The sequence below is a fragment of the Bacillus sp. m3-13 genome (genome assembly GCF_000175075.1).
Classification (GTDB): domain Bacteria; phylum Bacillota; class Bacilli; order Bacillales; family Bacillaceae_I; genus Sutcliffiella_A; species Sutcliffiella_A horikoshii_C.
Window position 1 is genome coordinate 173,487 of record NZ_ACPC01000050.1, and the last position, 13,137, is coordinate 186,623.

The 13,137-nt window shown below is 45.6% G+C and carries 15 protein-coding genes and 1 pseudogene; all 16 read right to left on the minus strand.

Annotated features, from left to right (window positions below):
- Positions 1-5: 5 nt before the first annotated feature.
- Positions 6-320, minus strand: a complete 315-nt coding sequence (nuoK, locus tag M313_RS0122050) for an NADH-quinone oxidoreductase subunit NuoK (protein WP_010200357.1) — start codon at positions 318-320, stop codon at positions 6-8.
- On the minus strand, positions 317-856 hold the full coding sequence (locus M313_RS0122055) for an NADH-quinone oxidoreductase subunit J (RefSeq protein ID WP_010200359.1): 540 nt from the start codon (positions 854-856) through the stop codon (positions 317-319). Before M313_RS0122055 ends, nuoK begins: the two co-directional genes overlap by 4 nt.
- A complete protein-coding gene (gene nuoI, locus M313_RS24410) occupies positions 853-1,272 on the minus strand; it encodes an NADH-quinone oxidoreductase subunit NuoI (RefSeq protein WP_010200360.1) in 420 nt (139 codons plus the stop codon). Before nuoI ends, M313_RS0122055 begins: the two co-directional genes overlap by 4 nt.
- Positions 1,273-1,493: 221 nt before the next feature.
- Positions 1,494-2,504, minus strand: coding sequence for an NADH-quinone oxidoreductase subunit NuoH (gene nuoH / locus M313_RS0122070; RefSeq protein WP_010200362.1), 1,011 nt, complete (start codon positions 2,502-2,504; stop codon positions 1,494-1,496).
- Positions 2,504-3,604, minus strand: coding sequence for an NADH-quinone oxidoreductase subunit D (locus M313_RS0122075; protein ID WP_010200363.1), 1,101 nt, complete (start codon positions 3,602-3,604; stop codon positions 2,504-2,506). The genes nuoH and M313_RS0122075 overlap by 1 nt, the downstream gene beginning before the upstream one ends.
- Before the next feature lie 3 nt (positions 3,605-3,607).
- Positions 3,608-4,909, minus strand: a complete 1,302-nt coding sequence (locus M313_RS0122080) for an NADH-quinone oxidoreductase subunit C (RefSeq protein ID WP_010200365.1) — start codon at positions 4,907-4,909, stop codon at positions 3,608-3,610.
- A gap of 2 nt (positions 4,910-4,911) precedes the next feature.
- On the minus strand, positions 4,912-5,424 hold the full coding sequence (locus M313_RS0122085; protein WP_010200368.1) for a NuoB/complex I 20 kDa subunit family protein: 513 nt from the start codon (positions 5,422-5,424) through the stop codon (positions 4,912-4,914).
- Positions 5,415-5,789: an NADH-quinone oxidoreductase subunit A gene (locus M313_RS0122090; protein ID WP_010200369.1), complete on the minus strand. Its 375-nt coding sequence runs from the start codon at positions 5,787-5,789 to the stop codon at positions 5,415-5,417. Before M313_RS0122090 ends, M313_RS0122085 begins: the two co-directional genes overlap by 10 nt.
- Before the next feature lie 706 nt (positions 5,790-6,495).
- Positions 6,496-6,899: pseudogene (locus M313_RS24415) on the minus strand (F0F1 ATP synthase subunit epsilon).
- Between the two features lie 25 nt (positions 6,900-6,924).
- The gene (gene atpD / locus M313_RS0122105) at positions 6,925-8,343 is read right to left on the minus strand and encodes a F0F1 ATP synthase subunit beta (RefSeq protein WP_010200375.1); all 1,419 of its coding nucleotides are present in this window, start codon (positions 8,341-8,343) and stop codon (positions 6,925-6,927) included.
- 48 nt (positions 8,344-8,391) lie between these two features.
- Positions 8,392-9,252, minus strand: a complete 861-nt coding sequence (locus M313_RS0122110; protein ID WP_010200377.1) for a F0F1 ATP synthase subunit gamma — start codon at positions 9,250-9,252, stop codon at positions 8,392-8,394.
- Between the two features lie 113 nt (positions 9,253-9,365).
- Entirely contained in the window at positions 9,366-10,877 is a 1,512-nt protein-coding gene (atpA, locus tag M313_RS0122115; protein ID WP_010200381.1) for a F0F1 ATP synthase subunit alpha, read from the minus strand.
- 18 nt (positions 10,878-10,895) lie between these two features.
- Positions 10,896-11,438, minus strand: a complete 543-nt coding sequence (locus M313_RS0122120; RefSeq protein WP_010200382.1) for a F0F1 ATP synthase subunit delta — start codon at positions 11,436-11,438, stop codon at positions 10,896-10,898.
- Positions 11,435-11,980, minus strand: coding sequence for a F0F1 ATP synthase subunit B (gene atpF, locus M313_RS0122125; RefSeq protein ID WP_050780711.1), 546 nt, complete (start codon positions 11,978-11,980; stop codon positions 11,435-11,437). The genes M313_RS0122120 and atpF overlap by 4 nt, the downstream gene beginning before the upstream one ends.
- Positions 11,981-12,114: 134 nt before the next feature.
- Positions 12,115-12,327, minus strand: a complete 213-nt coding sequence (gene atpE, locus M313_RS0122130) for a F0F1 ATP synthase subunit C (RefSeq protein WP_010200387.1) — start codon at positions 12,325-12,327, stop codon at positions 12,115-12,117.
- Between the two features lie 57 nt (positions 12,328-12,384).
- Positions 12,385-13,137: a F0F1 ATP synthase subunit A gene (gene atpB / locus M313_RS0122135; RefSeq protein ID WP_010200389.1), complete on the minus strand. Its 753-nt coding sequence runs from the start codon at positions 13,135-13,137 to the stop codon at positions 12,385-12,387.

The following is a 13,137-nucleotide window of genomic DNA, read 5'->3' on the forward strand; positions in this document are numbered from 1 at the left end:
TCTTTTTAGTTCTTCAACGTATTCATTTCGTCGATGTTAACGGTGCGGCGGTTGCGGTAGAGAGCTATAAGGATAGCCAGGCCTACTGCGGCTTCTGCTGCTGCGACGGTAATGGTGAACAGGGAGAATACTTGCCCTGTGATGGATGGTGCGATGCCGAATTTGCTGAATGCGACAAGGTTGATGTTGACGGCGTTCAGCATGAGCTCGATACAGATCAGGACGATGACGGTGTTTCGTTTTGTCAGAGCCCCGTAAAGTCCGATACAGAATAAAATAAGTGCTAGTACCAGGTAGGCTGATAATGGAACTCCGCTCATTCCTTGGTCGCCTCCTCTTTTATAACGTCCGTGTCTTCGTCATCTCGTCTTGCCAAAATAATCGCTCCGACAAGTGCGACAAGCAGGATCACGGAGGTCAGTTCAAATGGAATGACGTATTTTGCATAAATGGCTACACCGATCTGTTCGGTGTTGTTCACATGCAAGTCGGCTGATTCTTGGGAGCCAAGGTCAAGGCTGTAGAGTCCGAAGTACATGACTGCTGCAAAACCGAGAACGCCGGCGCCGACGAGTATTTTTCGCCCAAGTCCGGATGTTTCGGATTCGTCATTGTGACGTGTCAGCATGATTCCGAAAAGCATGATGATGGTGATAGCTCCGGAATAGATGAGAATCTGGACAGCCGCTACGAACTCAGCGGATAGCATGACATAGATGCCGGCGATGCTGATAAAGGTAAACACAAGGGCTACCACCATGTGTACGACCTTTGTCAGGTTCAGCATGAGCACTCCACCGGCGATCGCAGCGATTGCTAGGAAAAGAAATGCGATGAATTCACCGGATATTGTCATGCCTTATTCTCCCTTCTGATGTTCGTATCGTTTTCATCGAGCCATTGCAAGTCTTTGAAAAGTCGATCACGGCTGTATTCGGCAAGCTCAAAGTTGTTGGTCATGATGATGGCCTCTGTCGGGCAGACTTCTGTGCAGAGGTCGCAGAGGATGCAAATTTCAAAGTTGATATCGTATGTGTCGATGATTTTCCCTTTTTTCGTTGGATCCGGATGTTTTTTCCCAGTAAGTTGGATGCAGTCTGTCGGGCAGATATTGGAGCACTGGTTACAGACGATGCATTTTTCCGGGTAAAATTTTTGGATGCCGCGGAACCGGTCCGGTAGTGGAAGCGGTTCGTTTGGGTAATCATAGGTTACTTTTTTCTTTGTTAAGTTTTGTAGGGTATATTTTAAACCTTTTGCAAGACCGAGCATTTCGCTTCACCCCTATTCTTCCGTTACCCCTTTTAGTAATGAAAGTGAGTTTTTGTTATTTGTTAAACACCGCTGTTAATTTCCTCAAAAGGCTTCGCTTTCCGCGGGGCGACCTTGAGCCTCCTCGCTTCGCTGTGGGGTCTCAACATTGTCGCTACTTCCCCGCTGGAGTCTTCGCCTTTTGCTCCAATTAACAGCTATGAAACTCTCTAAACTTCAAATTATTTATAGAACAATTCCTTCATGATCGCTGAGAAAAAGATGTTTGCCAATGCTACCGGCAACAGTACCTTCCAGCCGAACTCCATCAGCTGGTCTGCGCGCAGACGCGGGAACGTTACACGGATCCAGATGAGCACGAATACGACGACGCTGAATTTCAATGCGAACCAGACGGCACCCGGGATAAATCCTAGAAATTCGAATGGTGGCAGCCATCCACCAAGGAACAGGACGGTGGTCAAGGATGCCATCGCGAACAGGTACACATATTCTGCTAGCATGAAGAACGCCCAACGGAAACCGGAGTACTCGACATGATACCCTGCGACAAGCTCGGATTCTGCTTCTGGCAGGTCAAATGGTGTACGGTTTAACTCTGCGACAGACGCGATGACGAAAATCAGGAATCCCACCGGTTGCAAAATGATGAACCAGAATGTTTCGCCTTGAGCGGCAACGATTTCGTTTAAGTTGAGGCTTCCTGCCAAGAGGACAACCCCGATGACGGACATAACTAGCGGCACTTCATAGGAAATCATTTGGGCCGCTGCACGCATGCCTCCAAGTAACGAGTATTTGTTGTTTGATGCCCAGCCTGCCGCTACGACGCCGACCGTTGTGATACCGGAAATGGCGATATAGTAAAGCAAGCCGACCCCGATGTCCGCAAATTGAAAACGGTCGGTGAACGGGATGGTTGCAAGCACCATGAACGCCGGTGTGAAGGCGATAACTGGTGCGATAATGTATAACGGGCGATCCGCAAGTTTCGGGATCGTGTCTTCTTTTATCAGAAGTTTTAACACGTCGGCTACGGTTTGGAGCAAGCCCCAGGAGCCCCCGACCTGGTTCGGTCCCATACGTCCTTGCATGAAGCCCATTACTTTACGCTCAGCAAGGATTCCGTACGTTACAAAGCCAAGGACAGCAAGCAGCAAGGCCGTTGCCAATCCGAAAAAAATGAAAAAGTTCGTCCAGGATGGTGATGAATGCAGTAAGCTTTCCATCATTAGCCATCCACCTCCCCGAGGACAATGTCAATTGCCCCTAAAATGGCGATCAGGTTTGCCATGTTTTCGCCTTCCAAAAGCTTTGGTAATATCTGCAGGTTGTAAAAAGACGGACGGCGGAATTTAAGTCTGTACGGTTCTTTTTTTCCGTCACTGGCAATGTAGCAGCCAATCTCGCCGCGCGGGGATTCGATGCGTACATATGCTTCTCCCTTTGGCGCCTTGATGATCTTCGGTACTTTTGCCATGATTGCGCCTTCTTTCGGGAATTGTTCGACGGCTTGTTCGATGATCTTTAAGGATTCCTCGATTTCCTCCATGCGGCAGTGGTAACGCGCCCATGCGTCTCCGCCTTCCCGGGTTGGAACGTCAAATGTGAAGCGATCATAGATGGAGTATGGCTCATCTTTGCGAAGATCCCACTTCACTCCGGTACACCTGAGGTTCGCACCACTCAGGGAGTACGCAAAGGCATCCTCCTTCGTGTAACGGCCAACCCCCTTCACACGGCTCATGAAAATTTCATTGCCTGTTACAAGGTCATGGTAGCCCTTCAGCTGCTCCCTCATATATGGAACAAATTCTTCTACTTTTTCAATCCATCCCTCCGGAGCATCCCATTTCACGCCCCCAACTCGCATGTAGTTGAAGGTAAGGCGGGCCCCTGACAGCTCATTTAATAGATTGATAATCATTTCGCGCTCACGGAACGCATATAGAAACGGACTGACCGCCCCGATATCAAGTAAATATGTACCATACCAAACTAGGTGACTGGCAACACGACCAAGTTCCATCGCTAGCACACGAAGGTATTCGGCCCGGTCTGGAATTTCGATTCCCATCATCGTTTCCACCGCGTGACATAGCACATAGTTGTTGGTCATGGCGGATAGATAATCCATCCGGTCGGTGTACGGGATGATTTGCGTATACTGGAGGTTCTCCGCGAGCTTTTCTGTTCCGCGGTGAAGGTATCCAATGACCGGTGTTGCTTCCTTGATGATTTCCCCATCGATTTTTATGACAAGTCGGAACACGCCGTGGGTACTCGGATGCTGTGGACCGACATTCAGTAGCATCTCCTCTGTGCGAATCATCTGCTACACCTCCACATCGTACGGCTCATAATCTTTGCGCAGCGGATAACCAACCCAATCATCCGGCATCATGATGCGCGTCAAATTCGGGTGTCCTGTAAAATGAATCCCAAGCAGGTCATATGTTTCACGCTCCGGCCAGTTTGCCCCTTCCCAAATAGGCTGGATGGACGGGATGACAGGATTCTCTCGATCTATTTTTACCTTTAGGGCAACAGACTGCTTGTTTTTATAAGAATATAAGTGATTGTAAATTTCCATATGTGTCTCAAAGTCTGTGCCGTGCATTTCTGATAGAAATTCAAACGTCAGCTGCTCATTGTAACGCAGGAATGATGCCACTTTAAAATAGTTCTCCGGTTTCGCGACAAGCGTCGGGACATCTTTGGAAAGCGGGTTGATGTACGCGTCTTCCAAGGTGTTTTCCCCGAGGTTGTCGTTGATGACTTTTACATATTTATCGAGGTATTTCTGGTTTGGTGATGGTGTTGCTGGTTCTTCTTGAGCTGTTGCGTCGGCGGTTGTGCCGGAAGCTGCTTTTGCCTTGGCGGCGGCAGCGGCTTTCGCTTTGGCGGCTGCGGCGGCCTTTGCTTTGGCTTTTGCAGCGGCGACGGCTTTTGCTTTTTCGTCTTGGAGATCGGCAGAGCCAGTGTCTGTGTCAGCGGATTCCGTTGATGCGGCTCCTCCGTCACGTTGTTGTTTGGCAAGTGGGGCAGCTTTTGCCTTGGCTGCAGCAGCAGCTTTTGCTTTTGCGGCTGCGATGGCTTTCGCTTTGGCATCATCGCCATCGGTTGCTGGTGTTGGTGTTTCGCCTGCGTCGCGTTTTTGTTTTGCGAGTGCGGCAGCTTTTGCTTTTGCTGCTGCAGCGGCTTTCTTTTTGGCTAGTTCCTTGGCGTCTTCTGTTGTTTCTGTCGATTCGGCTTCAGTTGACGCTTGTTCTTTCGCTTTTTGTTTCGCCAGTGCGGCGGCCTTTGCTTTTGCCGCGGCGGCGGCTTTCTTTTTTGCTAGTTCTTTGGCGTCGTCTGTGTCTGTGGATTCAGTTGTGTCAGGTGTTGCTTCCTCGGCGGCTTTGGCCTTTTGTTTCGCAAGTGCAGCTGCCTTCGCTTTCGCCGCGGCGGCGGCTTTCTTTTTCGTCAATTCTTTGGCGTCGTCACCAATCGGTGTTTCAGCTGGTGTTGGTTCTTCTATATTTTCAGAAGCCTTTGCTTCCATTTTCTTTTTCGCTTCTAATTTTGCAAGTGCAGCAGCTTTTGCTTTGGCTGCGGCCTCTTTCTTTTTTTCTTCCAGGCTTTTCTCGTCGCTCACTGCTAGATCACCTGCTTCCCTGTCTTGGCTTCATAACGAATTTTTTCGCGGAGCTTGTTGATTCCATAAATAAGAGCCGCTGGATTTGGTGGGCATCCCGGTATGTACACATCTACAGGTACAATTTGGTCCACACCTTTTACAACGGCATAGGATTTAATATATGGACCGCCTGCAGTCGCACAGGAACCCATGGCAATGACCCATTTCGGCTCAGGCATTTGGTCATACAGGCGCTTCAACACAGGTGCCATCTTTTTCGTCACAGTACCAGACACGATCATACAGTCAGATTGACGCGGTGATGTACGAAAAAAGGACCCAAAACGGTCGAGGTCATAGTGGGACGAGCCAACTCCCATCATTTCGATGGCACAGCAAGCTAGACCGAATGTCATCGGCCACATGGAATTGCTACGGGCCCACGCTTTCAGCTCCTCCAATGTTGTCAGGAAGACCGTCTGTTTCAGTTCTTCCATTTCCTCTGGTGAGATACTCTCTAGATTTAGATCCATTTCAACACCTTCTTCTTCCAAGCGTATATTAATCCGATTAGTAATAAAACTACGAAAATAAGCATTTCAATCAGTGCAAAAATCCCCAATTTCTCGTATGCCACCGCCCATGGATAAAGGAAAACCGTCTCCACATCGAAAATGACAAATAACAGGGCAAATATGTAATAACGAACATTAAACTGAACACGTGAATCATGAAAGGGATCAATTCCACTTTCATAGGTCGTCTGCTTGGCTGCTGATGGCTTATTCGGACGCAAAACACGTCCAATAGCAAGCGCCACGACCGGAAGTAATACCCCTAGAGCCAAGAATACAACCACTATCAAATAGTTATTTTGATATAAGTTAAGTAGATTCATGCCCGCCCCCTCCGAAGTCTCTCTTCATTTTCAGACTGCTCACAATATTTAAAAATGTAACCGATAACAATTATATCAAATACCCATATCGGTGTCGACAGGAGATATCCTTATTATGGCTATTGTTTTTAAGGAGGCGAAGGGAATAATTTTGGTGGAGGGTGGAGTTTTGTGTTTTGCGCTTCTGATGCGAGTCGTTTTGCTTAACGTTGAAGGGATAATTACCTTGTTTTGAAAAGAGCGGAGCTTGGTGAGTGGTGGAACCAATAAGTACGTGGTTACTTGGAGGGGTTTTAGTTGAAAGTAGGTAATTGTGGGTTAGTTTTTACGCACGTGGTACATATAAACGTTTCGAATTGGATTAACAATCGGGCATTTCGTCCGAAATCAATTTCGTAAAACCACTTATCCATTGTTAAAGTGGTTTTATCCATTGTAAAAACTTTTTATCCATTCTAAATTTGATTTATCCATTGTTAACCTACTTTTATCCATTGTAAAACCAATATATCCATTATAGGCGTTTCACTACTTAAATCCTTTAGCACATCACCGTACAGCGGGTCAGACCCCTCTTTATCTCTTTAAAGCAACAAACAAAAAAAATAACAACAATCAACCAAAACAAAAAAACCCCCCTCCCCTCCAAAGCACGTCTGCTCTGGAAAGAGGGGGGTTTTCACATTCTTATATGCACAGGGTATTGTTACCCTCTTTTGGCTACGTTGATGCGGTTGATTGCGCGTTGAAGGGCAAGTTCGGCACGGCGGTAGTCGACGTCGTCTTGTTTGGACTGAAGTCGTTGTTCGGCGCGTTTTTCTTGCTTCTTCTGCACGTGTAAGATCGATTTGCTCTGCTGCTTCTGCAGTTTGGGCAAGGATCGTTTACTTTATCAGGACGCACTTCTAGGAAGCCTCCGTTTACTGCCACTTGTTCGGTTTTGCCGTCTTTTTTCATACGGACGCCGCCGATTTGAAGTGGAGCAACCATCGGGATATGTCCTGGTAGAACTCCCAGCTCACCGCTTTGAGCACGGGCTACTACCATTTCTACGTCTGATTCATAAACCGGGCCATCGGGAGTAACTACGCTGACTTTTAATGTCTTCATTTCATTCCCTCCTAGGTCCCTTTAATTAAACTTCTACACCCATTTGCTTCGCTTTTTCGACTACTTCTTCGATGCGTCCAACTAGACGGAATGCATCTTCAGGAAGGTGGTCGTATTTGCCGTCAAGGATTTCTCTGAATCCTTTAACTGTTTCCTGAACAGGAACGTAAGAACCTTTTTGTCCAGTGAACTGCTCGGCAACGTGGAAGTTTTGAGATAAGAAGAACTGGATACGACGAGCACGGTGAACGGTTAATTTATCCTCATCCGTTAACTCATCCATACCTAAGATAGCAATGATATCTTGTAGTTCTTTGTAACGCTGTAAAGTAACCTGTACTTCACGTGCTACTGCATAGTGGTCGTCTCCAACTACTTCTGGTGCCAATGCACGGGAAGTGGATGCTAGAGGATCAACCGCAGGGTAGATACCCATCTCGGAAAGCTTACGCTCAAGGTTAGTTGTTGCATCTAAGTGAGCGAAAGTTGTCGCTGGAGCTGGATCCGTGTAGTCATCGGCAGGAACGTAGATCGCTTGGATAGACGTTACAGAACCTACAGATGTAGACGTGATACGCTCTTGTAACTGACCCATTTCAGTAGCAAGTGTTGGTTGGTAACCAACGGCAGATGGCATACGGCCTAGTAGGGCAGATACCTCAGAACCTGCTTGTGTGAAACGGAAGATGTTGTCCATGAAGAATAGAACGTCTTGTCCTTGGTCATCACGGAAGTACTCAGCCATTGTAAGACCTGTTAGTGCAACACGCATACGTGCTCCAGGCGGCTCGTTCATTTGTCCGAATACCATGGCAGTTTTCTTGATAACACCAGAATCCGTCATCTCGTGGTAAAGGTCATTTCCTTCACGAGTACGCTCACCAACACCTGCGAATACGGAGATACCACCGTGCTCTTGTGCGATGTTGTTGATTAATTCTTGGATAAGAACCGTTTTACCTACACCGGCACCACCGAATAGACCGATTTTACCACCCTTGATGTAAGGAGCAAGTAAGTCTACTACTTTGATACCAGTTTCAAGGATTTCAACGTCTGTTGAAAGTTGATCGAATGTAGGAGCTTGTCTGTGAATCGGATCACGACGAGAACCTGCTGCGATTGGAGCATCTAAGTCAATGTTTTCTCCTAGTACGTTGAAAACACGACCAAGTGTTACGTCACCTACTGGTACAGAAATAGGGTGACCAGCATCTTCTACTTCCATGCCGCGAACGACACCGTCTGTAGAAGCCATAGCGATTGTACGCACTGTGTTGTCTCCAAGGTGAAGAGCAACCTCTAGCGTTAAAGTAATGTCTACTTCGTTAGCGCTACGAGCTTTATGATTAATATGAAGAGCGTTGTATATTTCAGGAAGATGTCCGCTGTCGAATTTTACGTCGACAACTGGACCCATGATTTGAGTAACGCGACCTTTCATCGTATTCCCTCCTAACTTACTTTTGCAAAATTTTAGTTCAAAAACGATCTATTGTTGAGCCGAAGCACCAGCCGTAATCTCGGTGATCTCTTGAGTGATTGCCGCTTGACGGGCACGGTTGTAAGAAAGTGTAAGGCCTTGGATAAGCTCTTTCGCGTTATCTGTCGCACTTTGCATCGCTGTCATACGAGCAGCGTGCTCACTTGCTTTTGCATCTAGTAATGCACCGTAGATCAGGCTTTCCGCATATTGCGGTAGCAATACTTCAAGGATACCTTCTTGGGAAGGTTCGAACTCATAGGATGTAATCTTGTTGGATGTAGGTGCAATGTCAGTAAGAGGAAGAAGTTTCTTCTCTGTTACTTCTTGGGAAATTGCACTTACAAAGTGGTTGTAATACACGTATAACTCATCAAACGTTCCATCCGCGTACATGCTGACTGCACGATTCGCAATGTCCTTGATGTCTGAGAACGATACTTGGTCGCCTAGACCAGTAATTTCGGAGAATACAGGGACATTACGCTTTCTGAAAAAGTCGCGGCCGATTCGTCCGATGGCAATTACTGCGTATTCATCTTGAGACTTATGACGTTTTTGAATCGTCTGATGAACCGTACGTAAGATGTTACTGTTATAGGCACCTGCAAGTCCACGGTCTGAGGAGATTACGATGTAGCCTGTACGTTTTACCGGACGGCTTTCTAGCATTGGATGCGATACATCGGTACTTCCTAGTGCGATACTTGCTACAACCTCTTGGATTTTATCCATATAAGGATTGAAAGCTTTTGCATTCGTTTCAGCACGATTCAGTTTCGATGCGGAAACCATCTGCATGGCTTTTGTGATTTGACTAGTCTTCTTCGTCGAGGTAATTCTCGTTTTTATGTCGCGTAATGATGCCAAAGGATTTCACCACCTTTTTAACCCTATTCAGAGCGGTTAGACACATGGAAAGGAGGAATCGAAGGTTGGTTCGGGTTCCTCCATCGCATGGTGTAACTCACTATGTCGATCTATTACTTTTCAGTAGCTACGAAAGTCTTTTTGAATGCATTGATTGCTTCAGCCATTGCTTCGTCGCTTGGTAATCCTTTAGTTGTACGGATTTCTTCTAAAAGTTCTTTACGGTTGTGCTCTAACCAAGTAAGCATTTCGTCTTCGAAACGAGTTACATCTTGTACAGGAACATCATCGATGAAACCTTTTGTAAGAGCATAAAGAATCGCAACTTGCTTTTCTACTTTAAGTGGCTTGTTCAAGCCTTGCTTAAGTACTTCTACCGTACGAGCTCCACGGTTAAGTTTTGCTTGAGTCGCTTTATCTAAGTCAGAACCGAATTGCGCGAACGCTTCTAGCTCACGGTATGATGCAAGGTCAAGACGTAATGTACCTGATACCTTTTTCATCGCTTTGATTTGAGCGGATCCTCCAACACGTGATACGGAAAGACCAGCGTTGATCGCAGGACGAACACCGGAGAAGAATAGGTCTGATTGTAAGAAAATTTGTCCATCAGTGATGGAGATAACGTTTGTTGGGATGTAGGCGGATACGTCACCAGCTTGCGTTTCGATGAACGGTAAAGCTGTTAAAGACCCAGCGCCTTTTGCATCACTAAGCTTCGCTGCACGCTCTAACAAGCGGGAGTGAAGGTAGAATACGTCACCAGGATATGCTTCACGACCTGGAGGACGTTTTAATAGTAGGGAAAGCTCACGGTATGCCGCAGCTTGCTTTGTTAAGTCATCATAGATAACTAGAACGTGCTTGCCGTCATACATGAATTCTTCACCCATTGTTACTCCAGTGTATGGTGCTAAGAATAGCATTGGAGCTGGTGCAGATGCAGATGCCGTTACAACGATTGTGTAATCAAGTGCACCGTGCTTACGTAGAGTTTCTACTACTCCACGAACTGTAGATTCTTTTTGACCGATGGCAACATAGATACACACCATGTCTTGGTCTTTTTGGTTAAGAATCGTATCGATCGCAACAGATGTTTTACCTGTTTGACGGTCTCCGATAATTAACTCACGTTGTCCACGGCCGATTGGTACAAGTGCATCAATCGCTTTGATACCTGTTTGAAGTGGCTCATGAACGGATTTACGATCCATAACACCAGGAGCTTGTGCTTCAATTGGACGAGTTTTGCTTGTTTCGATTGGACCCAATCCATCAACTGGTTGTCCTAATGCGTTTACTACACGGCCGATAAGTGCTTCACCTACCGGTACCTCCATGATACGGCCTGTACGACGAACTGCATCGCCTTCGCGGATTTCAGTATAAGGTCCTAAGATTACTATACCGACGTTGTTTTCCTCTAAGTTTTGGGCAAGACCCATAACTCCGTTAGAAAATTCAACAAGCTCTCCAGCCATGACGTTGTCGAGACCATGAGCACGAGCGATACCATCCCCAACTTGGATAACAGTACCGACATCGCTAACTTCGATTTCAGACTGATAACTTTCGATTTGCTTTTTTATCAGCGCACTAATTTCTTCAGCTTTGATGCTCATGAATTTCACCCCTATCTACTATCTATTCGTTGTAAGTTGACGTCCTAGACGTTCTAATTTTCCACTGACACTTCCATCAAAAATACGGTTGCCGATGCGAATCTTCAAGCCGCCGATTAAAGATGGATCTACGATATTGCTGATGTTTAAAGAAGATTTCCCAACTTTTGCTGCAAAAACAGCGGAAAGTTGAGCCTGTTCTGCCTCAGTTAAAGCGCGAACAGAGTACACTTTCGCGTCTGCCACATTAAGGGCTTCGTTGGAAAGTGCTTTGTACTCGTCAATCATATCAACAACGATACCTTGACGGTGACGGTCTATTAAAAGCTGTAACGTGTTTACGATAAATGGTGATGCGGAAGCAAATGCCTCACGGACGATTTGCTTTTTAGAGTCTTTGCGTACTTTCGGGTTGCTCAGAACAACGTCAAGTTCCTTGTTGTTCAGAAACACCTTTTTCACTTCTGCAAGCTCAGAGTCAAACTGGGCATAAAGATTGTTTTCTTTTGCCAGGTCGAAAAGAGCCAATGCATAACGCTTTGCTACTCCGTTTTTGCTCATCGCACTTCGCCTACCTGTTTCACGTAATCATCGATAAGCTTTTGCTGATCTTTTTCGTTTAGTTCTTTTTCAATCACTTTAGAAGCGATTAATACGGACAAGGAAGCAACCTGTTCACGCAAAGCAACAACTGCTTGTTCTTTTTCCTGAATGATTTCTTTTCTTGCCGCTTCTTTAAGACGTGCAGACTCCTCTTGAGCAGCTCTTACGATATCTGCTTTTTGATCTTCTGCTACTTTTTTCGCGCTTTCCACTAAAGCCTGAGCTTCAGTACGAGCTTCTTTTAATAGAGACTTTTGCTCTTCTACAAGAGCTTTCGCTTCTACATTGCTTTGTTCAGCTGCTGTAATTTCGTTTGCAATGTGATCTTCACGTTGCTTCATCATTCCAACAAGCTTATCCCAAGCAAATTTTCTAAGGAAATATAGTAAGATTAAAAATGTGATTAACTGGAATAGTGCATCTCCTAAAGTTAGAAGTCCTGCACCAAGCACTAAGTGATCTAAGCTATACAATGCTTTCACTCCCTTCGAGGAATACATAAGAAAAGCACAAGCACCTAAAGGGCACCTTGGCTAGATTTTCAAAAAAATAGTTCATACTAAAGGAAAGGCGAAGGTTCTCGAGTGAGACGGACTTCGCCATTATTGATGCTAAGAATTATTCGGGCAGTTAATTAACCACCGATAACCATGAACGCGATAACTACTGCGATGATAGGAATCGCCTCAACTAGTGCAACCCCGATGAACATTGTAGTTTGAAGAGTGGATTTAAGCTCAGGTTGACGAGCGATCCCTTCTACTGTACGACTTACGATTAATCCGTTACCAATACCTGCTCCTAGTGCTGCTAAACCAATTGCAACTGCTGCTGCTATAAGACCCATTGATAATTTCCTCCTTATGATTAAAAAAAGTTTTTTTGGTTATTAAAAATTTATAAATTAATGGTCGTGACTCACTTTGTGTGCCATATAAACCATTGTTAACATGGTGAAGATAAATGCTTGGATGGTACCAATGAAAATACTGAACGCTTGCCATACTAACATCGGAATGATTGCTACTGCTGTTCCAATGATTCCGGACATGAAGCCCATTTGATAACCGTTAACTGCAAGTCCCGCAAGCAACCCTAGCAAGATTTCCCCTGCAAAGATGTTCCCGTATAAACGAAGACCAAGCGTTAATGTGTTAGCAAATTCTTCAATAATCTTAAGTGGGAATAAGAACGACATCGGTTTGAAGAAGTCCTTCCCGTATTCCTTGAAGCCTTTCATCTTAATCCCATAATAATGCGTCAATGCTACTACCATTGCCGCGAGACTAAGCGTAATAACAGGATCTGCTGTCGGCGATTTCCACCATAAAGTGTGTTCATCCCCAAGTATGATCGCAAATGGCAACCCGAGCATATTCGCGACAAATACATACATCATAATTGTCAGAGCTAATGCAAGGAATCTACCTCCTGTTTGCCAATCCATGGTACTGTTAATGATACCTTTAGCAAAGTCAACCAACCATTCCATGAAATTCTGCGCTCCGGTAGGTTTCAATGCCAGTGTTCTTGTGCAAAGTATTGCGATAAGGAACACGATTAAGGCTGTTATAATAGTCATCAAAATATTCGACAAGTTGAAATGAAGGTCGTAACCAAACAAATCAAGCGTCGCTATAGGAGCACTGTGACCCAA